The 21,758-nt window shown below is 63.1% G+C and carries 23 protein-coding genes; 15 read left to right on the top strand and 8 right to left on the bottom strand.

Annotated features, from left to right (window positions below):
- The first annotated feature begins 72 nt into the window (after positions 1-72).
- Genes rho through LH20_RS20600 form a run of 3 tightly spaced genes read left to right on the top strand, consistent with a single transcriptional unit; the run spans position 73 to position 2,352 of the window.
- The gene (gene rho / locus LH20_RS20610; RefSeq protein WP_053555837.1) at positions 73-1,329 is read left to right on the top strand and encodes a transcription termination factor Rho; all 1,257 of its coding nucleotides are present in this window, start codon (positions 73-75) and stop codon (positions 1,327-1,329) included.
- A 10-nt stretch (positions 1,330-1,339) separates the two neighbouring features.
- Positions 1,340-1,633: an antibiotic biosynthesis monooxygenase family protein gene (locus LH20_RS20605; RefSeq protein ID WP_053555836.1), complete on the top strand. Its 294-nt coding sequence runs from the start codon at positions 1,340-1,342 to the stop codon at positions 1,631-1,633.
- Positions 1,630-2,352 carry a TerC family protein gene (locus LH20_RS20600; protein WP_083455524.1) on the top strand — a complete coding sequence of 241 codons (723 nt, stop codon included), beginning with the start codon at positions 1,630-1,632 and terminating at the stop codon, positions 2,350-2,352. The genes LH20_RS20605 and LH20_RS20600 overlap by 4 nt, the downstream gene beginning before the upstream one ends.
- Before the next feature lie 71 nt (positions 2,353-2,423).
- Here the strand turns inward: LH20_RS20600 and LH20_RS23135 are convergent, their stop codons facing one another.
- Positions 2,424-2,591, bottom strand: coding sequence for a YegP family protein (locus LH20_RS23135; RefSeq protein WP_083455523.1), 168 nt, complete (start codon positions 2,589-2,591; stop codon positions 2,424-2,426).
- 154 nt (positions 2,592-2,745) lie between these two features.
- Here LH20_RS23135 and LH20_RS23130 point away from each other — a divergent pair, with 154 nt between their 5' ends.
- Both LH20_RS23130 and LH20_RS20590 read left to right on the top strand, forming a co-directional pair.
- The gene (locus tag LH20_RS23130) at positions 2,746-3,237 is read left to right on the top strand and encodes a MerR family transcriptional regulator (RefSeq protein WP_083455522.1); all 492 of its coding nucleotides are present in this window, start codon (positions 2,746-2,748) and stop codon (positions 3,235-3,237) included.
- 82 nt (positions 3,238-3,319) lie between these two features.
- On the top strand, positions 3,320-3,706 hold the full coding sequence (locus LH20_RS20590; protein WP_235527050.1) for a DUF1489 family protein: 387 nt from the start codon (positions 3,320-3,322) through the stop codon (positions 3,704-3,706).
- Here LH20_RS20590 and LH20_RS20585 read toward each other — a convergent pair.
- From LH20_RS20585 to LH20_RS20575, 3 genes are read right to left on the bottom strand one after another with little or no spacing between them, the layout of a single operon-like run.
- Positions 3,703-5,295 carry an FMN-binding glutamate synthase family protein gene (locus LH20_RS20585; RefSeq protein ID WP_053555834.1) on the bottom strand — a complete coding sequence of 531 codons (1,593 nt, stop codon included), beginning with the start codon at positions 5,293-5,295 and terminating at the stop codon, positions 3,703-3,705. The genes LH20_RS20590 and LH20_RS20585 overlap by 4 nt on opposite strands.
- Positions 5,296-5,302: 7 nt before the next feature.
- Positions 5,303-5,662 carry a nuclear transport factor 2 family protein gene (locus LH20_RS20580; RefSeq protein ID WP_053556415.1) on the bottom strand — a complete coding sequence of 120 codons (360 nt, stop codon included), beginning with the start codon at positions 5,660-5,662 and terminating at the stop codon, positions 5,303-5,305.
- 35 nt (positions 5,663-5,697) lie between these two features.
- Positions 5,698-6,396, bottom strand: coding sequence for a dienelactone hydrolase family protein (locus LH20_RS20575; RefSeq protein ID WP_053555833.1), 699 nt, complete (start codon positions 6,394-6,396; stop codon positions 5,698-5,700).
- 104 nt (positions 6,397-6,500) lie between these two features.
- On the opposite strand from LH20_RS20575, the gene LH20_RS20570 reads away from it, so the two are divergent.
- The 9 genes from LH20_RS20570 to LH20_RS20530 all read left to right on the top strand — a co-directional run bounded on the left by LH20_RS20570 (position 6,501) and on the right by LH20_RS20530 (position 16,498).
- On the top strand, positions 6,501-6,797 hold the full coding sequence (locus LH20_RS20570) for a DUF6489 family protein (protein WP_053555832.1): 297 nt from the start codon (positions 6,501-6,503) through the stop codon (positions 6,795-6,797).
- Between the two features lie 23 nt (positions 6,798-6,820).
- Positions 6,821-8,125 (top strand): tRNA uridine-5-carboxymethylaminomethyl(34) synthesis GTPase MnmE, encoded by a 1,305-nt coding sequence (gene mnmE / locus LH20_RS20565; RefSeq protein WP_268796122.1) that lies wholly within the window; start codon positions 6,821-6,823, stop codon positions 8,123-8,125.
- A gap of 89 nt (positions 8,126-8,214) precedes the next feature.
- On the top strand, positions 8,215-10,086 hold the full coding sequence (gene mnmG, locus LH20_RS20560) for a tRNA uridine-5-carboxymethylaminomethyl(34) synthesis enzyme MnmG (RefSeq protein WP_053555830.1): 1,872 nt from the start codon (positions 8,215-8,217) through the stop codon (positions 10,084-10,086).
- A 120-nt stretch (positions 10,087-10,206) separates the two neighbouring features.
- Positions 10,207-10,878, top strand: coding sequence for a 16S rRNA (guanine(527)-N(7))-methyltransferase RsmG (gene rsmG / locus LH20_RS20555; protein WP_321164223.1), 672 nt, complete (start codon positions 10,207-10,209; stop codon positions 10,876-10,878).
- 2 nt (positions 10,879-10,880) lie between these two features.
- Positions 10,881-11,663, top strand: coding sequence for a ParA family protein (locus tag LH20_RS20550; RefSeq protein WP_053555829.1), 783 nt, complete (start codon positions 10,881-10,883; stop codon positions 11,661-11,663).
- Positions 11,664-12,620 (top strand): ParB/RepB/Spo0J family partition protein, encoded by a 957-nt coding sequence (locus tag LH20_RS20545; RefSeq protein ID WP_053555828.1) that lies wholly within the window; start codon positions 11,664-11,666, stop codon positions 12,618-12,620. It abuts the gene before it with no gap.
- 105 nt (positions 12,621-12,725) lie between these two features.
- Entirely contained in the window at positions 12,726-14,252 is a 1,527-nt protein-coding gene (locus tag LH20_RS20540) for an NAD(P)/FAD-dependent oxidoreductase (protein ID WP_053555827.1), read from the top strand.
- A gap of 6 nt (positions 14,253-14,258) precedes the next feature.
- Positions 14,259-14,690, top strand: a complete 432-nt coding sequence (locus LH20_RS20535; protein WP_053555826.1) for a GtrA family protein — start codon at positions 14,259-14,261, stop codon at positions 14,688-14,690.
- On the top strand, positions 14,678-16,498 hold the full coding sequence (locus LH20_RS20530) for a hypothetical protein (protein ID WP_144423626.1): 1,821 nt from the start codon (positions 14,678-14,680) through the stop codon (positions 16,496-16,498). Before LH20_RS20535 ends, LH20_RS20530 begins: the two co-directional genes overlap by 13 nt.
- Here LH20_RS20530 and msrB read toward each other — a convergent pair.
- From msrB to LH20_RS20510, 4 genes are all read right to left on the bottom strand, one after another.
- The gene (gene msrB / locus LH20_RS20525) at positions 16,479-16,964 is read right to left on the bottom strand and encodes a peptide-methionine (R)-S-oxide reductase MsrB (protein ID WP_053555824.1); all 486 of its coding nucleotides are present in this window, start codon (positions 16,962-16,964) and stop codon (positions 16,479-16,481) included. The genes LH20_RS20530 and msrB overlap by 20 nt on opposite strands.
- 45 nt (positions 16,965-17,009) lie before the next feature.
- Complete coding sequence (locus LH20_RS20520; RefSeq protein ID WP_053555823.1) at positions 17,010-18,266, bottom strand: cytochrome P450; 1,257 nt, start codon at positions 18,264-18,266, stop codon at positions 17,010-17,012.
- Positions 18,267-18,414: 148 nt separating this feature from the next.
- On the bottom strand, positions 18,415-19,683 hold the full coding sequence (locus tag LH20_RS20515) for an ABC transporter permease (protein ID WP_053555822.1): 1,269 nt from the start codon (positions 19,681-19,683) through the stop codon (positions 18,415-18,417).
- Positions 19,680-20,630: an ABC transporter ATP-binding protein gene (locus LH20_RS20510; protein WP_053555821.1), complete on the bottom strand. Its 951-nt coding sequence runs from the start codon at positions 20,628-20,630 to the stop codon at positions 19,680-19,682. Before LH20_RS20510 ends, LH20_RS20515 begins: the two co-directional genes overlap by 4 nt.
- Positions 20,631-20,695: 65 nt before the next feature.
- Here LH20_RS20510 and queG point away from each other — a divergent pair, with 65 nt between their 5' ends.
- Positions 20,696-21,748, top strand: coding sequence for a tRNA epoxyqueuosine(34) reductase QueG (gene queG / locus LH20_RS20505; protein WP_053555820.1), 1,053 nt, complete (start codon positions 20,696-20,698; stop codon positions 21,746-21,748).
- Positions 21,749-21,758 lie beyond the last annotated feature (10 nt).

Below are 21,758 nucleotides of genomic sequence, written 5' to 3'. Positions count from 1 at the left end.
GGTCGGATAGGCACCTCCGGTGCAATGACATAATGTTTATTTTTTCCTGAATTTTTCATCCTGGAATCATCCATGCATCTTAAAGAACTCAAGACGAAGTCGCCCGCGCAGCTTGTCGAAATGGCAGAGGATCTGGGGGTCGAAGGCGCGTCAACGCTGCGCAAGCAGGATTTGATGTTCTCGATCCTCAAGGAACTCGCTGAAGAGGGCGAGGAGATCATCGGGTCGGGGACGATCGAGGTCCTGCCGGACAGCTTCGGCTTCCTGCGTTCGTCCGAGGCCAATTATCTCGCCGGTCCCGACGACATCTATGTCTCGCCGAACCAGGTTCGCAAATATGGGCTTCGCACTGGCGATACTGTCGAGGGCGAGATCCGCGCGCCGCGCGATGGAGAGCGATATTTCGCGCTGACCAGGCTGATCAGCGTCAATTTTGACGATCCGGATGTCGTTCGTCATCGTGTCAATTTCGACAACCTCACGCCGCTCTACCCGAACCAGAAGCTGTCGCTCGACACAGTCGACCCGACGGTCAAGGACAAGTCGGCACGGGTGATCGACCTCGTCAGCCCGCAAGGCAAGGGGCAGCGCGCGCTGATCGTCGCACCGCCCCGCACGGGTAAGACTGTGCTTCTCCAGAACATCGCCAAGGCGATCACGGACAATCACCCCGAGGTCTATCTGATCGTTCTCCTCGTCGACGAACGTCCCGAGGAAGTTACCGACATGCAGCGCAGCGTGAACGGCGAGGTCGTCTCCTCAACCTTTGATGAACCCGCGACGCGCCACGTCCAGGTCGCCGAAATGGTGATCGAGAAGGCGAAGCGTCTGGTCGAACACAAGAAGGACGTCGTGATCCTGCTCGACTCGATCACCCGCCTCGGCCGTGCCTACAACACCGTTGTGCCCTCGTCGGGCAAGGTGCTGACCGGCGGTGTCGACGCGAACGCGCTTCAGCGTCCGAAGCGCTTCTTCGGTGCTGCGCGCAATATCGAGGAAGGCGGTTCGCTGTCGATCATCGCGACCGCGCTGATCGATACGGGCAGCCGCATGGATGAAGTGATCTTCGAGGAGTTCAAAGGCACCGGCAACTCCGAAATCGTGCTCGACCGCAAGGTCGCCGACAAGCGGATCTTCCCCGCGCTCGACGTGGGCAAGTCGGGCACCCGCAAGGAAGAACTGCTTGTCGAGAAGGACAAGCTCAGCAAAATGTGGGTGCTTCGCCGTATTCTCATGCAGATGGGCACGGTCGACGCGATGGAATTCCTGCTCGACAAGATCAAGGATTCGAAGACCAACGAGGATTTCTTCGACAGCATGAATCAATAAGGGTCCGGCGATGGCGGTGGTCGAGCATGCCTTGCTTCCCGTTCGGGTGGGAAGCGAAGCCGCGTTCGAGGCAGCCTTTGCCGAGGCACGCCCGCTGATCGAGGCTTCGCCGGGCTTTCTTTCGATCGAAATTCGCCGCCCGGTCGGAACCGGACAGCCTTATTTGTTGTTGGCAGAATGGAGTTCGGTTGCGGACCATCGCGATGGCTTCCGGCAATCCGATCGCTATCGGCAATGGCGGGCGTTGCTGCACCGCTTCTATGACCCTGTTCCAGAGGTCAGCTATTTCGGGGACCCGTTGTGATACTGGAAATTTTGACGCAAGCCGCCGCCGCGCAGACCTTGGGCGGGCCTGACGGAATCTGGGCGCATATCGTCGCCGATTTTTCGAACATCACCGAACCGGCTGCGCTGGCTGCTTTCCTGCAGGTGCTGATGATCGACATCGTCCTTGCGGGCGACAATGCAATCGTCGTCGGTGCGCTTGCCGCGGGGCTGCCTGCCGAACAGCGCAAGAAGGTGATCCTGATCGGCGTCCTTGCGGCGCTGGTTCTGCGAATCGCTTTTGCCCTTGTCGTGACCCAGTTGATGCAGATCGTCGGGCTGATCTTCGTAGGCGGGCTATTGCTCATCTGGGTCGCCTGGAAGATGTGGCGCGAACTACGCGAGGGCAGCCATTCGGCAGGGTCGCCCGAGATCGAAGGTGACGAGCATTCGGGGCTCAAACCCGCCAAGAGTTTTGCTGCCGCGGCTTGGGCGGTGGCGGTCGCAGATGTGAGCATGAGCCTCGACAATGTCCTCGCTGTCGCAGGCGCGGCGCGCGAGCATCCCGGAATTCTGATCGTCGGGCTGATTTTCGCGGTCGCGCTGATGGGCGTCGCAGCCAACATCATCGCCAAATATATCGAGCGCTACCGCTGGATCGCCTATGTCGGTCTCGCCGTGATCCTCTATGTCGCGGTCAAGATGATCCATGAAGGCTGGGTCGACCCCAGCGTCGGCATGGGCACGTTGTTCGGCTGAACGACTGAATAAAAATAGGGCCGGGGGATGTTGCATCCCCCGGCCCTTTGCTTATCCTCGATCTGTACGCGTTAGCGCCGGTAGACCGGCGTGTTGCTGTTCGTACCCTTCACGAGATCGATCGCATGGTCGCAGTCACGCTCGTAAATGTATGACTCGCCCGAGGCGACGATCTCGTGATTGGCGCCCTTCAGTCGCCAGCGCCATTGGCCAGCTTGCGGATATTTTTCGAAGTACATCGGTTTATTCCTCCTTTCTAGCGAAGTTGCGCTGGCCTTATCCATCAACAACATCTTGTGTGTCAAATATAACTTAAACACAATTTGTGGGATGGAGGGTCAAGGGTGATGAATCTTGTTGGATTTTCAATAATTCCAAATCATAGTTCTGAGCATGACTACTATTATTGTGCCGTGCGAAGCCAAGGTGGCCGCCAAGCTTGCGGGGTTCAAATCTGTTGCAATGCTCGACTATCTCCAGCGATCTGGAGTGTTTGTTGCATCGCGAAAAGACGGAAAGCGCCGCGGGAAAAAGCGCAGATATGACTTCCGGGATATTCTTGTTCTTAAGGCGATAAAGAGACTTCTTGATTCAGGAGCGTCCGTATCTAACCTAAAGAAGTCGCTATCTAATTTTCAAAAGATGAAGTGGTCTGCAGATGAAGCCTCGTTAGAGGATAAGGAAGGCGTCGTAAGATATCTCATCGTTAGCGGAGATTCGGTTTACCTCAAGCGCGATCCCAACATATTGATTGATATGTGTAAAAGCGGGCAGCTTACCTTCTCTTTCATCATCGATTTGGATAATCTTCACACTGAGCTGCGAGGTGACATGGGGTTGAAGGTGGTCGAGCAGCCGGAGTTTGCGTTCCCCGCGACTGGTTAGGATTCTGCGCGGAGGCTTTTTGTCCTCTTGGGCTTGGCAAGCTGAAATGGCTTCCCATCTGGCCAATATGTCGCCACTTCACATGACCCGCGTCGCCGTCGGTTGCGTCGACTATCCAGCGCTCCAGGCACGGATCGCCAATTACGCACGCGGCGGCGAAATTCGTTTCGCAACGCGGTTCAAGCCGAAGCGTGCCGATGAGCTGGTCGGGGGCCGGCTCCACTTCATCGTGCGGCACACGATCGTCGGGCGCGTTGAAATCCTGCGCTTCGAGGACCGCGACGACGGGCGGATCGACATCGTTTGCCGCGGGGTGCTCGAACGCGTGCATCCGCAGCCCAAGCGGGCCCACCAGGGGTGGCGTTATTTGACGGAGGCCGATGCGCCGCGGGGCATCGACGACGATAGCGGTATCGGCGACCTGCCGCCCGACCTATATCGCGAGTTGGCCGGACTCAGCCTGATCTAGCCGGGCGTTCCTTCGATCGCGGCGCGAAAACTGTCGGCGCGCGCCATTGCCCAGTAACGTGCACTCGCGACCGATCCGGGATCGTCGAGCAGGACGCCGCGCGGATAGAAATTATAGATGCGATCGATCGAATCCGAACGCGCCGAGTTGAGCCGTTCGTGCAGGTGATGCGGCCGGATCGCCCAGGGGCTATCGAGTCCCATCGCGCAGCTGATGTCCCACAGCGCCGAGACGGTCGATGCCTGGAAACGGCGGACACGCTCGGCCTTGTCGGGAACAACAAGCCCGCGCTGGCGGCCGGGGTCCTGCGTCGCAACGCCCGTCGGGCATTGGTCGGTATGGCATTTGAGCGACTGGATGCACCCCAGCGAGAACATGAACGCGCGTGCGGCATTCGACCAGTCCGCGCCGAGCGCGCAATTGACCGCGAGTCCTGCACCCGAATGCACCTTGCCCGACGCGGCAAGGCGGATTTCCTCCTTGAGCCCGCACCCGACGAGCGCGTTGCGCACAAAGATCAGCCCTTCGCGCAGCGGCATGCCAACCCGGTTGGAAAACTCGACGGGCGCAGCGCCGGTGCCGCCTTCAGCGCCGTCGATGACAATGAAATCGAGCCGGATTCCGGTCTCGAGCATTGCCTTCATGACGGCATAAATTTCGTGTGGCTGTCCGACACAAAGCTTGATGCCGACGGGCTTTCCTCCCGAAAGATCGCGCAATCTTGCGGCCCATTCGACCATTTCGATCGGGGTGGAAAAGGCCGAATGCGCCGATGGGGAAATGCAATCCTCGCCTTGGAGAACGCCGCGTGTCGCGGCGATCTCGGCGCTGACCTTGGGGCCGGGCAGCACCCCGCCATGACCGGGTTTCGCGCCCTGGCTGAGCTTGATCTCGATCATCTTGACCTGATCGTTCTGGGCGCAGTCGCGGAAGCGTTCGGGGTCGAAGCGGCCGCCTCCATCACGGCATCCGAAATATCCGCTACCCAGTTCCCATACGACGTCGCCGCCGTGAAGGCGGTGATAGGGGCTAAGGCCGCCTTCGCCCGTGTCGTGGTAGAAATTGCCCAGCCTTGCCCCGAGGTTCAGCGCTTCGATCGCCCGCGCGCCGAGCGACCCGAAGCTCATCGCCGAAATGTTGAGCAGCGCCGCCTCGTACGGACGCCGGCATTGGGAGGTGCCGACCTGGACGCGCTGCGTCCGGTCGTGGCCGACCTCCGGCGCGATGCTGTGGCTCATCCATTCATATTCGTCCGAATAGACGTCGAGCTCGGTCCCGAAGGGGTGCGCGTCGAGATCGCCCTTGGCGCGGGCATAGACGATATCACGCTCGGCCCGGGTGAAGGGACGTCCGTCAAACGGGCTTTCGACAATATAGGAATAGAGAAAGGGTCGCAGATCCTCAAAGAGCCAGCGGATGCGGGCGATCAGCGGATAGTTGCGGCGCAGCGTGTGCCGCCGCTGGAGCGCGTCATGGAGCGCGAGGAGCAGCAGCGGCACCCACAACAGCAGCGTCCAGCGCGCCGGCGGCCACCACGCCGCGGCTGCCGCGAGGAGGAGCAGGACTGGAAAGACGAGCCAGCGGTGCACGGCGCGCCTAGCTCGCCTGCGCGGCGAGCATCGCCGCCATCTTCTCCCACACCTTGTTGATGGCCTTGAGCGGGCGAACCATCACCTTGAAATCCTGAATTTTTCCGTCCTCATTCCAGCGAATGATATCGACGCCGTTGATCTGGATGCCTTCAAGCTCGGTCTGAAACTCGAGGCAGGCCTGACCGCCATCGGCAATCTCGCGCAGATAGCGAAATTTGTCGCCCCCAAGGACATGGCTCGCCGCATGGAGATAGGCGAACACCTTGTCGCGACCCTCCTGGGGCGTGTGGACGACGGGAGAATGGAAAACCGCATCTTCGGCGAGCAGCTCGCGCAAGTCCTGCGGGTCGCCGCCGCCCGCCATATAGGCGTGCCAGGCGGCGAGTCCCGGGTGGATGGTCACGCTAGCGCCTCGGCGAAGAAGGCGCGGGTGCGGCCGTCGGCGAGCTGGGCGCCCTCCTCGTTCCGGCGGTTGCCGCTCGTCGCGGCGAAGCCGTGATCGAGGCCGGGATAGTCGTGCAGTGTCACCTTGGGGTTCGGATCGAGCGCTTCGTGGATTTTCTGCTGCGCGGCATGGTCGACCAGATGGTCTTCGGTCGGGATATGGAGCATCAGCGGATTTGAAATTGCATGGGCTTCGTTCAGCATCGTGTCGATCATCACGCCATAATAGCCAACCGACGCGTCGATGTCGGTACGCGTGGCCGCCATATAAGCGAGGCGGCCGCCAAGGCAGAAACCGACGCAGCCGATCCGGTCGGCCCCCTGGTCGCGCAGCCACCGGATAGTCGCTTCGATGTCCTTGACCCCGAGGTCGGCATCATATTGTCCGTAGTATCCAAAAGCTTCCTGAAGTTCGGCTTCGACATCGGGGCTGAGTTCGACTCCGGGGGCGAAGCGCCAGAAGATGTCAGGCGCGATCGCGAGATAGCCCTCGGCCGCCCAATCGTCGCATTTCTTGCGGATTCCTGCATTCACGCCGAAGATTTCGGGGATCACGATAATCGCGCGCGCTGAATCCGCGTCGGGACGCGCGACATAGGCCGGGATATCGCCTTCGTTTTCGAGGGCGGGGATGGTTGTGTTGGTCGGGGACATGCGGGCTCTCCTGGCTCTTGCTTATCGACGATGAAAGCGCGAAGCTAGCGGCGCCGGGGGCGCGGCTCAAGCGCCAACACCCACGCGCGGACAGGAGACGGCGCATGAAATTCAATATTGAGGTGGATTGCACCCCCGAGGAAGCGCGTCGGCTGTTCGGCCTGCCCGACCTTGAACCACTGCACGATATTTATCTGAGCCGGGTCAAGGAGTTGATGGCAAAGGGCATCACCCCGGACATGGTCCAGGCGATGGTCAAGAGCTGGGTTCCGATGGGTGAAGGCGGACTGGGGCTCGTCCAATCCCTACTTGGGCAGTTCGGCGGAGGATTGATGGGCGGCGCAGCAAAGGCGCCCGACAGTGACGACGGCGGCAAGCCCGCGCGGGGGCGCAAGAGCTGACCCACGAGAAGAGCAGCGAGACGATTTTCGCGCTGTCGAGCGGGAGCCCGCCAGCGGCCATCGGCGTCGTGCGCGTGAGCGGTCCCAGAGCGCGGGATGCGCTGCAGGCGCTGGCGGGGCGGGTGCCGACACCGCGGTGCGCATCGCTTGCGCAGCTTCGTGACCCGAATGGCGCTCCGCTCGACCGCGCGCTGTTGCTCTGGTTCCCCGGGCCAGCGACGGCGACGGGAGAGGATCTGGCCGAATTCCACCTCCACGGCGGCCGGGCCGTGGTCGCCGCAGTCGAGGCGGCGCTCGCGGCGATTCCCGGGTTGCGCTGCGCCGAGGCGGGTGAATTCACGCGTCGTGCCTTTCTCAATGGACGGATCGACCTCGCCGAGGCGGAGGGCCTCGCAGACCTGCTCGCGGCAGAGACCGAGAGCCAGCGGGTGCAGGCGCTGGGAATGGCGAGCGGGCATGTGTCGCGTGCGGTGGCGAAGTGGCAGGAGCGGTTGCTGGAGCTGATGGCCGGGGCCGAGGCCGAGCTCAATTTTGCCGACGAGGACGATGTCGAAGTCTATGATGGCGCCGCGCAGCGAGTGGTTGGGGGGATGGCGGAAGTTTCGGCAGAACTCGCGGAATGGCTGGCGCGGCCGGCGGCTGAGGTCATTTCAGAGGGCCTGTCCGTCGTTATCGCAGGGCCGCCCAACGCGGGAAAATCGACGTTAATCAATGCTTTGGTCCAACGCGAGCTTGCGATCGTTTCGCCGGTGGCCGGGACGACGCGCGACGTGATCGAGACCCCGTTGGCGCTCGACGGGATCGCGATGCGCTTTTCCGACACGGCGGGGCTGCGCGGCGAAGGAGCCGGTGCGATCGAGGCGATCGGAATCGAACGGGCGGAAGCGGCGATCGCGGCGGCTGACATCGTGCTGTGGCTGGGTCCCCCCGATGCAGCGCCCGACCACCCGCGCACGATACTGATCGCGGCGCAGTCGGATCGCTGGCGGGGCGATGCTGCGCGCGAAGCCGAAGCAGCGCGATGTGACCTGACCTTGTCGGCGGCGACGGGCGAGGGGATGGACAAGCTCCATCGCTACATCGTCGAGATGGCGAGGACGCTGCTGCCGCGCGAGGGAGAGGCGGCACTGCGGACGCGTCAGCGCGCCGCGCTTGCCGAGGCGCAGCGCTGGCTCTCGGTTGAGGCTGGTTCGCGCGAGACCAATGACTTGATACTGCTTGCCGAACGGCTGAGGCTCGCCGCGGGGGCTCTTGACCGGATCACCGGGCGGGCTGGTGTCGAAGATATGCTCGATGCACTCTTCGGGCGCTTCTGCATCGGCAAGTGACCGCCACACGGCATCCGCCGTGTTTCACGTGAAACATCGGACTGTCGCAGTAGATTCGGCGCGCTCTTTCGTATAAGGGCGCCGCCATCATGCAAAGCAGCGCAACCTTCGATGTCGTCGTGGTCGGCGGCGGGCACGCCGGGACTGAGGCCGCGGCCGCCGCTGCGCGTCTCGGTGCGCGGGTCGCGCTCGTCAGTTTCGACCCGAAAATGATCGGAACCATGTCGTGCAATCCGGCCATTGGTGGCCTGGGAAAAGGGCATCTGGTGCGCGAAGTCGATGCGCTCGACGGCTGGATGGCACGCGCGGCGGATGCTGCCGCAATCCATTACCGGATGCTCAACGCCTCAAAGGGCTCGGCAGTTCAAGGGCCGCGGATTCAGGCCGATCGCCGGCTCTATCGAGACGCGATCCAGTCCCTTCTTGCCGCCGAATCCCATATTACGGTCATCGCGGGCGAAGTGGCGGCGCTCGAGCTGTCCGGGGACGAAGCCCGTGTCGAGGGTGTGGAACTGGGTGACGGGACGACGATCAGGGCTGGTGCGGTCGTTCTCGCCACCGGCACATTTCTCGCCGGAACGATGTTTCGCGGCGAAGAACGGATCGAGGGCGGCCGCATCGGCGAGGCCGGCGCGCACCGGCTCGCGGTGCAGCTACGCGCGGCGAAACTGCCAATGGGACGGCTCAAGACTGGCACGCCGCCGCGGCTTGACGGGCGCACGATAGACTGGGTCCGGCTTGCCGAGCAGCCCTCCGACAGCGCCGAGGGCGCGCGCTGGACCTTTTCCACGTGGAACGAGGGCCGCAGCGTGCCGCAGATTTTCTGCGCGATCACGCGGACCAACACCCAGACACACGCAATCATCGCCGCAAACCTCGACCGCTCGCCGCTGTTCACCGGTGCGATCGGCGCTGCGGGACCACGGTATTGCCCATCGATCGAGGACAAGATTCACCGTTTCGCCGACCGCGACGGTCATCAGATTTTTCTCGAGCCCGAGGGGCTGGGCACGCATCTCGTATACCCGAACGGCGTGTCGACGTCGCTCCCCGCCGATGTCCAGCTTGAAATGCTGCGTACAATCGAGGGTCTCGAGACGGTCGAGATGGTCGTCCCAGGCTATGCGGTCGAATATGATCATATCGACCCGCGCGCGCTCGACCGGACGCTCCAGGTTCGGGCGCTACCCGGGCTGTGGTGCGCAGGGCAGATCAATGGCACCACCGGCTATGAAGAAGCAGCGGCGCAGGGTCTGGTCGCTGGTACGAATGCCGCGCTCAGCGTTCAGTGCCGCGAGCCTCTGATCCTTGATCGCAGCGAATCCTATATCGGCGTGATGGTCGACGACCTTGTGCTGCAGGGCGTGACGGAGCCCTACCGGATGCTCACTGCGCGCGCCGAATATCGATTGCGGTTGCGCGCCGACAATGCAGCAACGCGCCTGACGCCGCGCGGGATTGCGCTTGGTCTGGTGCGCCCGGCGACCGCGGCGAAATTCGAAGCGCGCACGGCCGCGCGCGAAGCAGCCGAAGCTCAGCTCAATGTGGCGGCCCATACGGCCGATTATGCGTTGCTCGGAATCGCTCTGCCTGGTGACGGCGCGGCGCGGCGGCGGATCGATCTCCTGCGCTTCCACGGGGTGACGATGGGCGCGCTCACGACACTGGCGCCCGAGCTCGCTGCGTTCGACCCGGATATTCTGTCCGAGATCGCCGAGGATGCGCATTATGCGCCTTATATCGCGCGGCAGGAGGCAGAGCTGCGTGCCCTCGCTGCAAATGAGGCAATATTGCTCGATATTGACCTTGATTACGCATCGATCGGCGGGCTTTCGCGCGAGATGGTCGAACGTCTGACGAAAGCGCGCCCCGAAACGCTGGGGCAAGCGGCGCGGATCGATGGCATTACCCCCGCAGCGCTGACGGCGATCATGGTACACAGTCGGCGGCGCGCGGCTTGAGTCCAAGGGGGGCGGGGCCGGGCTTATCGCCGGGAACGCCGTCGACGACCTGCGAAGTTAGGGCGTTCGGGAAGGACTGCTTGCACCTGCGCAGCGCCCGCTCCAGGAGGCCAGTTCCAATTGTCGAAGATCGGTGCGGGATTGATGGTGGCGATACTGAAAACAGAGGCCGATGCCAGAGCCTGGATCGAGAGGACGTTCGCTCCGGCTCCGGCGCAGTGGGAGAAGCTCGAGCGCTTCGCGGCCATGCTGGTGGCTGAGAATGGACGCCAGAATTTGGTCGCGGCGTCGACAATCCCGCATCTTTGGGTACGGCACATTGCCGACAGCGCGCAGCTGGTCGCGGTCGGCCAGGAAGGCGAGGGACTGTGGATGGATCTCGGCAGCGGGCCAGGGTTGCCGGGGGTCGTCGCGGCTATTTTGAGTGAGCGGCCGACCCTGCTTGTCGAGGCGCGAAAGCGGCGCTGCGAATTCCTCCGGGACGTCGTGGCAGAGCTGGGTCTCGGCGACGTCGAGGTCGCTGAAGCGCCGCTCGAGCGCCTTGAAACGCGCGCGGCCGGTACGATCAGCGCGCGTGCATTTGCTCCGCTCGATCGATTGATCGCCTTATCCGCGCGTTTTTCCACCGAGTCGACGCAATGGCTGCTCCCCAAGGGCCGAAACGCGGTTAAGGAACTGGCATCTCTGTCTCCGGCATGGCAGAAGATGTTTCACGTGGAACAGAGCCACACCGACGCGGAGAGCCAGATTCTGGTAGGGCGCGGTCGCATCGTGGCGAAACAGCGAGGATAGCGATGATTCGCATTGCCGTGGCGAACCAGAAGGGCGGGGTCGGCAAGACGACAACGGCGATCAACCTCGCCACGGCGCTCGCGGCGACGGGGTGGCGCACGCTGATCATCGATCTCGACCCGCAGGGAAATGCCTCGACCGGGCTTGGAATTAGCCAGTCCCAGCGCGAATTGTCGAGCTATGACTTGCTGCGCGGCGACGCCAGCGTGGCCGAATGCCGCGTCGCGACGGCGATTCCGCGGCTCGATATCGTTCCGGCAACGGTCGATCTGTCGGGCGCCGAGATTGAACTCATCGAGTTTCAGGACCGCCTCCATCGGCTGCAGCAGGCCCTGGAGGCCGCCGAAGCAGGGCAGTGGGATATATGTTTGATCGACTGTCCGCCTTCGCTCGGCATGCTCACGCTTAATGCGCTGATTGCCGCCGAATCGCTGCTCGTCCCGCTGCAATGCGAATTTTTCGCGCTCGAGGGACTGAGCCAGCTGCTCACCACGGTCGAGCGGGTTCGGGGCCGCTTCAACCCCCAGCTTTTCATCCTGGGCGTTGCGCTCACCATGTTCGACCGGCGGAACCGGCTCACTGATCAGGTTTCGGACGATGTTCGCGAAGTATTGGGCCCGGTGGTGTTCGACACGGTGATTCCGCGCAACGTCCGACTGTCCGAGGCGCCGAGTCACGGACTGCCGGCGCTGATATACGACCATCGCTGCGCGGGATCGGCCGCCTATATCGCGCTCGCGCGCGAACTTCTCGGCCGCCTGCCCAATGTCCGTAAGGCCGCTTAAATGACTGACAATAAAGACGAAAATGCCAACGCACCGGCGCGTAAGCGCCCGTCCGGACTGGGTCGCGGATTGAATGCACTCTTCGGTGACGTCGCGGTCGAGTCACCGGTTCTTGCAAGCCCCGGCGCTGCCGTAAAGACCGTGCCCGCACCCTCGGGCGATGCCGTCCAGCATATTGCGGTTGGTACGATCCGTCCGCTACCCGGCCAGCCGCGCCGTCATTTCGACGAGGCGGCGATAGCGGAACTTGCGGACTCGATCAGCGCGCGCGGTCTTCTCCAGCCGATCATCGTCCGCCGCGCCCCTGGGGGTGAGGGCTATCAGCTCGTCGCCGGTGAGCGGCGCTGGCGCGCGGCTCAGCGTGCGGGACTGCACCAAATCCCAGCGCTTGTGCGCGATCTGGACGATGCCGCGACCTATGAAATCGCACTCGTTGAAAATATTCAGCGCGAGGATCTAAGTGCGATCGAGGAAGCGAGCGCATATCGCAAGCTCATCGAGGATTTTGGCCATAGCCAGGAGGCGCTGGCGAAGCTCGTCGGCAAATCGCGCAGCCACGTCGCCAATCTTATGCGTCTGCTCGACCTTCCGCGCAATGTACAGGCTCTCGTCAGTGACGGCAGTCTTGCGATGGGGCATGCGCGCGCGCTGATCGGCGTGGCTGACGCCGAAGAGATTGCGCACAAAGTGGTGCGTGAGGGGCTGTCGGTACGCGCGGTCGAGGCTCTGGTACGTGCCGGAAAGAGCGGCCAACGCAAGGGCGGCACTGAACGCAAGGGTATCGACGGAGGGCGTGACCCTGACATCGTCGCGGTCGAGCGCCATCTGTCCGAGCTTCTGGGAATCGGCGTTGCCATTCAGTATGGCGGGGGCGGCAGGGGCGCGCTGACGCTGAAATTTGCATCGCTCGACCAGCTCGACATGATTTGTCAGCGCCTGTCGGGCGAGTCGATCTGACCCGATTCTCCGGGCGCGGCAGATTTCCTACCGTCCTGTTAACCAGTTTTTAGGTCCGCTGCTCCACACGGGCAGGCAATCGTCTTGCTGCGTGGAGAATTCTCGATGCCTGATACTCAAAGCCGTCCGACGAGCGCGGATGTCGCGATCATCGGCGCGGGGCCCGCGGGCCTCACCGCTGCCTATCTGCTGACCCGGCAGGGATACCGCGTCACGGTGATCGAGAAGGACCCTGTCTATGTCGGCGGAATAAGCCGTACAGTTGAGCACAATGGTTTTCGCTTCGACATTGGAGGCCACCGTTTTTTCTCTAAATCTCAAGAGGTGGTTGATCTCTGGAACGAGATTCTACCCGATGATTTCATTCAGCGGCCGCGGATGAGCCGTATTTATTACGAGGGTAAATTCTATTCCTATCCGCTGCGCGCGTTCGAGGCTCTATGGAACCTTGGCATCCTGCGCTCGGCGCTTTGCATGGCGAGCTACGCCAAATCGAAGTTGCTGCCGAAAAAGAAGGTGCGCAGTTTCGAGGACTGGACGGTCAACCAGTTCGGGCACAAGCTTTATTCGATCTTTTTCAAAACCTATACCGAGAAGGTGTGGGGCATGCCGTGCGACGAGATGTCGGCCGACTGGGCAGCGCAGCGCATCAAGGGGCTCAGCCTCGGGGCAGCGGTGCTCGACGGGTTGAAGCGCAGCCTGGGGCTCAACAGGGCGCCGAACGACGGCATGGCGACCAAGACCTTGCTTGAAACCTTTCGCTATCCGCGGCTCGGCCCCGGTATGATGTGGGAGGCCGCGGCCGAAAAGGTGCGGGCAGGCGGGAATCATGTGCTCATGGGGCACAGCTTCAAGCAGCTGACGCAGGACCAGAAGAGCGGGCGTTGGCGGATGACCGCAACGGGACCCGACGGTGATGTCGTGATCGACGCGGGACATGTCATCAGCTCGGCACCGATGCGCGAGCTCGCCGCGCGCATTCATCCCCTCCCTGCCAGCGCGCTGACCGCAGCGCCTAACCTTAAATACCGCGACTTTTTGACCGTCGCGCTCAAGATCCGCTCGGAGGATCTCTTCCCCGACAACTGGATCTATATCCACGACAGCAAGGTGAAGGTCGGCCGCGTGCAGAATTTTCGCAGCTGGTCCCCCGAAATGGTACCCGACCCGGCGATTGCCTGTGTCGGCCTCGAATATTTCTGTTTCGAAGGCGACGGGCTCTGGTCGTCGAGCGACGAGGATCTGATAGCGCTCGCGACCAAGGAAATGGCAATCCTCGGCCTCTGCGACCCCGCCGACGTAGTCGGGGGCGCGGTGGTGCGCCAGGAGAAGGCATATCCGGTCTATGACGACGACTATGCGGCGCATGTCGCGGCGATGCGGGAGGAGCTTGAGACGCGCTACCCGACGCTTCACCTGGTCGGACGCAACGGCATGCACCGATACAACAACCAGGATCACGCGATGATGACTGCGATGCTGACAGTACGCAATATTACCGCCGGAGCGCGCATCTACGACATCTGGGGCGTCAACGAGGACGCCGAATATCACGAGAGCGGCAGCGAAGGCGAGCGCGCCGCGCTAGCGTCGGTGCGCGAGGTCCCCGCGCGAGTGGGCAAGGCGGCGTGACGCGTGATGTCAGCCCCGTTCCCCCCGCTCCGTCAATGGCTGCAATGGACCTTCCTGCGTTATCTCGGCGCTAGCGTGGTCGCACTCGCGGGCGACATGGTGCTGTTTCTTGTCCTCCTCACCGCTGACTGGCCCCCGGCAGCAGCATCGGCCACAAGCTATGCCACGGGGATAGGCATTCACTGGCTGATCAGCTCGCGCCTCGTCTTCGTCAAGGGTGCGTGCACAGCGGGCATGGAGCGGGTGCGGCAAAAGGCACTTTTCCTTGGCTCCGCCCTTGCGGGTCTTGCGATTACCGTCCTGCTCGTCTCGGCTGGCGAAGCGGCGGGAATCGACGCGCGCCTGTCAAAATTGACGGCGATCGCCGTGAGCTTCCTCACCACCTATCTCTTGCGCAAGACGCTAGTTTTTCCTGTGGGTAATCGGTGTCCCGGTTGACGCGTGCGGCATTCTTGACGCCGCTTGTCGGTCGTCGCGGTTGGAACAGCCTCGCGTTTCTGGCCGGGGCTCTCGTCGCGCTGATTTCCCTCTTCATCTACCGCGAGGCGATCGCTGCGCTCGGACTGCGCGATGCCGACGATTATATGCGCCTCGCGCAGGTCCGCGATCTGATGGCGGGACAGGGCTGGTGGGACATCACGCAATATCGCGTCGATCCGGGCAGCGGGGGCGGGGCGATGCATTGGTCTCGCTTTATCGACGCGCAGATTGGGGCGCTCGTCTGGCTGCTGACACGCTTGCTCGGCCCCGAAATGGGAGAACGCTGGGCAGTCGCCATTTATCCGCCGCTGTGGATGCTTCCGCTGTTCTGGCTGTTTGGCCGTATCCTCGCCCAACTCGGCGATCGGCGGTTGCTCGTGGCGGGGCTGGTCGTCGCCGCGACGAGTGTTACCATCCTTCACTATTTCGCGCCGCTCCGCATCGACCACCACAATTGGCAGCTCTTGCTGTCGGTCGGGATGCTATGGCTCGCGCTGGGAGAAGCGAGCTTTCGCCGCGGACTTGCTGCTGCGTTGGTGATCACGGCGCATGTTGAAATCTCGCTCGAAGGCTTGCCCTATCTGGTGCTCTTTGGCGCTCTGTTTGCGTATGCATGGCTCCGAGACCCGGAGAAGGCACCACGCCTTGCCGGGTTCGCGGTTGGACTTGTGATCCTTCCGCCTGTGTGGCTTGTCGTTTTCCGCGGACCGCCGGCTTTGTTCGAGGTCCATTGTGACGCTTTTACTCGCCCCTATCTTGCAGGCGTTGCGACAGCGGGAGCTGTGCTGCTTCTCTGGCTGAAGGGACCAGCAGCCTTGCGCGCGACATGGGTGCGGCGCGGCATGGGACTAACCCTCGCGGGGCTGGCCGCGGCGGGGGTATTCCTGATGTTGGGACACGCATGCCGCAGCGGTCCATTCGGAGAGCTGGAACCGCTGGTTCGCACATATTGGTACAATCTCGTTGTCGAAGGGCAGCCTGTCTGGCGCCAGAGTCCCGCCAGCGCCGCCCTGTTCACTATCCCGATGCTGATAGGTCTTGGTGCAACGCTGTGGGCCTGGCGACGAGCGCCCGGCGGATGGATGGCCGAGAATTGGTTCTCGCTGAGCTTTGCTGCGTTGGGTGGCGGGCTGCTCTCGATGCTTGTCTTTCGAACATCTGCAGTCGCCCACGCCTTTCTGGTGCCCGGATCCGCAGCGATGCTGCTTGCGATTTGGAGCTGGAGCCGGAGTCTGCGGAGTGCACCGCGCCGCGTGGCCGGTGCTATTCTCGTGCTGGCGGCGCTCCCGACTTGTGAAGCGCTGCTGGCATCTTCGCTTGCCGAAGCGATCACACGCCCGGAACCCCAACGAGCCGAGGGTCTGACATGCCCGGATCCGGGGATGCTGGCACCGCTCGCGCATGAAAGGCCGGCGCTGCTCTTCGCCCCGCTGGATATCGGACCCGCGCTGCTGGTTTGGACGCCCCATAGCGTCGTCGCTACGGGTCATCATCGCAATCATGTCGCGATGAACCGCGTCATCAAAGCCTATGTGTCGCGGCCCGAAATCGCTGAGCCGATCGTACGGGCGAGCGGCGCAACCTGGCTCACGCTTTGTGCGCATCTACCCGAAATCGACAATCTGTCGGCAGCAAATCCGGCGGGGTTGGCGGCTCTTTTGGCCCGGGGCGAGAAGGTCGAATGGCTACACCCCGAACCCGCGCTCTCCCGCGGCGGCTTTGCGGTCTATCGCGTCCTTCCCCCCCTCAGCCCGGCCGGAAACTGAGCGCGGCGCCATTCATGCAGTAACGCTTGCCTGTGGGCTTCGGCCCGTCATTGAAGACATGGCCGAGGTGTCCGCTGCACCGGCGGCAATGCACTTCGGTGCGGGGGTAGCCAAGTTCATAGTCAGTCGCGGTCTTTATTGCGCCCTTGAGCGGCGCCCAGAAGCTTGGCCAGCCGGTCCCGCTGTCGAACTTCGTGCGGCTCGAATAGAGCGGCAACGCGCAACCGGCGCAGGAGAAGATTCCGGCGCGGTGCTCATCGTTGAGCGGGCTGCTGAACGGGCGTTCGGTCGCGGCCTCGCGCAGCACCTTGTACTGGAAGGGGGTGAGCCGTCTTTTCCACTCGGCGTCAGGCAGGCGCCAGCCGGGCTCCGCGAGCGGGCGCTTCGACTTGGCGAAAAGCATCGGTGCGCCGATGAGACCGCCACCGAGCACGAGGCCTGCGAGAAGATAGCGTCGTTCGATCATAGCTGTTGATACGGAAGCAGATCGCGCGAGGTTTCAGCTTGCGCATCAATATTGTTCGAGGACCACCGGCAAATGGCGATAGCCATGCACGAAACTTGCGTGCACGCGCTCGGGCTCGCCTACGACGTTCACCCGCAACCGGCGCCGCTGCATTTCGGAAATCAGCGCGGTGAGCTGAAGCTCTGCGACGCGTGCGCCGACGCAGCGGTGGATTCCGTAGCCGAACGCGAGGTGGCGCCGCGCGTTTTCACGGTCGACGATGATCCGGTCGCCATCCGGGAAGATGCTCTCGTCGCGGTTCGCCGAGGCGTACCACAGCGCGATCTTGTCGCGCTTTTTTATCTGGTGACCGAATAGTTCGGTATCTTCTGTCGCGGTACGCCGCATGTGGGCGAGCGGGGTTTGCCAGCGGATGATCTCGTGCATCGCATTGACCGCGAGTTCGGGATCGTGATTGGCCTCTAGCTTTGCGCGCTCCTCGGGGAAGCAATGGAGGCCATAGGCATAGGCCGACATCGAATTGCGCGTCGTATCGTTGCCGCCAACTATGAGGAGGATGAGATTCCCCATGAATTCCTCATGGCTCATGTGGCTCATCGCGTCAGACTGGAGCATGATCGAAATAAGATCGTGCGGACCCGGCGCCTTTGCTTTGCGGTCCCAGAGTTCCTTGAACGCCGCCCCCATTTCATAGGCGATTGCGAGCCGCTTCTGCCGAAGCTCGAGGGTGTTGAAGCTCTCGATATCGCCAAGCGCATCGGACCAGGCGGTGAGCTTGTGCCGTTCCTCCCACGGGAAGTCGAAGAGGATGGCGAGCATCTGTGTCGTAAGCTCGATCGAGAGTTTCTCGACCCAGTCAAAGGCTTCGCCAATGGGAAGCGTGTCGAGCACTGCCGAGGTACGCGCAAGCGTATCGGCGCGCATTCGCTCGATTTCCGATGGGCCGAACGCAGGGGCGACGGTCCGGCGCTGGGCGGTGTGTTGCGGCGGGTCCATTGCGATAAACATCGGCATCGGGACTTCTCCCTCCTGCAGATGCTCGATTCCGTCACCCGCGACGGTGATGCCGCCATATTCCCATGAAGAGGAGAATATCTTGGGCAGCGCCTCGACATGCTGGATGGGCTTGTAGGTTGTCACCGACCAATAGGGTCCGAACTTCGAATCCTCGCAATAGTGGATTGGTGATTCGGCGCGCAGCCGGGCCATCGGCTCCTGCCAGCGGTCCTCGCTCCACAGCTCGGCGCGGGAAACGTCCAACGGATCAGGGTTTTCTGGCGCAACGCGAATTTGGGTGGCCATCGGGCAGCTCCTCTCGGGGGCCGTCTGATGCGGCCTATATGAGTTGCAGAATGCCACTATTTACAGCTTTGTCAACGACGCGCTGGCTCCTCGACTGGCGCTTTGCTCTACCCGTCGCACAGCGGCGACGACGGGCTTGATTTCACAGCTACCGACGGGCCGCCGTATCGGCCGCCACACCCTTTGTGCGTTTCCAGAATCGCCAGTCGCGGCGCCCGCTCAGGACACCCGAGCGGAAGAGGCGCACCGAGACATAGACTACGAGCGCGACCCAGATCGCCTGCCAGCCGAGCGCGAGCAAGTGCACGGCCTTCGCATCGTCCGTCGCGGCGCGCGCTGCCATCGCGAGCGGCGAGGAGAAGGGGATAAGCTGGGCAATCGTTGCAAGTCTGCTTCCCGGCGCGTTGGCGGCGGCGCTCGACAAGCTCAACATTGCGACCTGAAAGATGGTGATCGGCAGACTGAGCATCTGGATCTCGCGCACCGTCGCGGCCTGCGCGCCCACGCCGAGAAAAACCGCGCCAAGTAGCAGGAAGGCCATCACGAAATAGAGGAAGGCGGCCAGGATGAAGAAGGGCCAGCCCGTCGCTGGTGCCACCGCGAGTACCAGTTGCGGCGCCGATGCCCCTGCCTGCGCGGCGGCGGCGGGGTCGATCTGCGTCAACATGACGAGCCCGGCGCCGATGGCCATTGCCATCCAGAAGGCGATGAACAGAATCGCTACGCCGAGCAGCCCGATGAGCTTGCCGAGGAAAACGCTCTCGAGAGGAACCGCGGCGGCAAGAATCTCGATCACCTTGTTGCCCTTTTCCTCGGCGAGCATGCCGACCGACTGACCGGCGAGGAGCAGGGTCAAAAGAAAAATGACGAAGACGGCGCCAAAGCCGATCGACTGCTGCGCTGCGATGCTGGTGCCGCCGCGGGTCAGGCTTTCGAAATGCGGCGCTGCGGGGGCAATGGGCCCCGCAGCTCGCGCGCGCAGCACCTCGGTCGCGAGGAGCGCAAGATAGCGTCCCGACCGGCTGTTCGCTTCACGCTCGACAATGCGCGGAGCGGCGAGGGGGCCGATCATGACAGCGTAGGTGTCGCGGCCTTTCTCCTGCGCGATCGTGACCGGATCCACGCCGGATGTTGCAACGCGCAGCTCGAGCGTTGCGGGTTTGCCACCGGGGAGCGCATCGCGCAGGCGGGCGTCGGCTTCGCGCAGCGCCTCGACATCGCCTGGATCGACGACCGCAACGACGCGGCCCGCGCCGCGCGCACTGTCGGCGAGCTGCGAGGCGCCGAAGCCGCCGAGCGCGCCCATGCCAATCATGAAAAGCGGGGCAAGCAGGAAGAGCAGGAAGGTTGGCGTCGCGACGATCGACAGAAAGTCGCGCCGCGCAACCACGAAGATGTTGCGGAGAAGCGGCGTCATGCTGCGGATTCCTCGATCGCGTCGGTCTCGGGATCGGCGTCGAATCCCGCATCGACCTGCCGCACGATATGGACAAAGGCGTCGTGAAGCGCGGGGCGGACGATCGAGAGACCGGCGACACCGTGGCCGCTCGCGGTAATGCGCGCGAGCAGGGGTTCCACCGCATCGTCTTCGATCGGAAACTGCCATGCTTCGCCGCGTCGTTCCGCCCCTACGGGCAGAATTCGGGCAAGCGCAGGGTCGTCGGTGCGCGGTGTATAACGCACCTGCATCGGCAGCAAAGCGCGCGCCGCGTCTACCGTCCCTTCGAACCGCCCTGCCGACCGCGCGATGATGGCAATGCGGTCGCATAGCCGTTCCGCGTGCGCCATGACATGGGTGGAGAAGAGGATGGTCGCGCCGCGATCGCGCTCGCGGCGAACCAGCATTTCGAGCCGTTCCTGATTCACCGGGTCGAGTCCCGAAAATGGCTCGTCGAGGACGATCAGGTCGGGGGCGTGAACGATCGAGCCGATGAGCTGGACCATCTGCGCCATCCCCTTCGACATCTTGCGGATCTTCTCGTCGATCACGCGTTCGAGGCTGAGTTCAGACATGAAGTCCGCGGCGCGCCGCCGTCCCTCGGCCCAATCGAGTCCGCGCAATGCGCCCATAAAGGCTATCGCCTCGCGCGCCTTCATGCCGGGGTAGAGGCCGCGTTCCTCGGGGAGGTAGCCGACGCGGTGGCGCACCATTTGCGGGGTCCGGCCGCCGAGCAGCCGGCTTTCGCCCGCGTCGGGGTCGACGATGCCTAGCATCATGCGCAGACTGGTGGTCTTGCCCGCGCCATTGGGTCCCAGCACGCCGTATATCGTGCCCGTCGGCACCTCGAGGCTGACATTGTCGACGGCCCTGAAAGCACCGAAATATTTGGTGAGGCCCTTCGCCTCGACGCTTAGATCGATCAAATGCCGTTTCCCACTGATCTCGCGCAAGCTATGGCACGGCGAGGCAGCTCGCGTATAGAGCGCCAATGGTTGCCGAACCCTTGCCCCCTCTCGAACAGCGGCTCGAAGCGTTCGCGCGTGCGCATGGTTTCGCGGCGTTCGGCATTACGCGCGCCGATGCCACCAGCGAGAGCGCCGAACGGCTGAACCAATGGCTTGCCGAGGGTCGGCATGGCGGCATGATCTGGATGGAAAGCCGCGCCGGCCAGCGGGGGTCGCCCAAGGGACTGTGGCCCGAGGTGCGGTCGGTGATCGCCCTCGGCATGAGCTATGCGCCCGGGGGTGATCCTTTGGCGCTTGCAGGGCATCCCGATCGCGGGCGGATTTCGGTCTACGCCCAGGGGAGCGACTATCATGACACGGTCAAGAAGGCGCTAAAAGCGGTCGCCCGCTGGCTCGTCGCCGAAGCCCCCGGCACCGACGTCAAGGTGTTCGTAGATACAGCGCCCGTGATGGAAAAACCGCTCGCAGCGGCGGCGGGGCTGGGCTGGCAAGGCAAGCACACCAATCTCGTCAGCCGCGAACATGGCAGCTGGCTGTTTCTTGGTGCGATCTACACCACGCTTGACCTCGCCCCGGCGCCGCCGGGTCGTGATCGCTGCGGCAGCTGCCACGCGTGTCAGGATGCGTGTCCGACGCTGGCCTTTCCCGCACCCTACCAGCTCGATGCGCGCCGCTGCATTTCCTACCTCACGATCGAGCACGACGGGCCGATTCCGGTGGAGCTGCGGCGTGCGATTGGCAACCGGGTCTATGGCTGTGACGATTGCCTCGCGGTCTGCCCGTGGAACAAGTTCGCCCATACCGCGCATTGCCACCGCGCCTTCCTGCCCCGCGCCGAGCTTGCTGCGCCTGCGCTCGCCGACTTGCTCGAACTCGATGATGCGGGATTCCGCCAGGTGTTCGCAGGGTCGCCTATCAAGCGCATTGGACGCAATCGCATGGTCCGCAATGCGGCGATCGCGGCGGGGAACAGCGGTAACGGGCGCTTCCGCGCTCGGCTGGCCGCGCTCGCCGGTGACGAATCGGAAATGGTGGCCGACGCGGCTGCATGGGCGCTCACCCAGCTGGCGGAATGACGTCACACGG

The sequence above is a fragment of the Sphingopyxis sp. 113P3 genome, from assembly GCF_001278035.1.
GTDB lineage: Bacteria > Pseudomonadota > Alphaproteobacteria > Sphingomonadales > Sphingomonadaceae > Sphingopyxis.
Note: the sequence above shows the minus strand (reverse complement) of the source record. Positions and strands in the feature narration are given on the sequence as shown.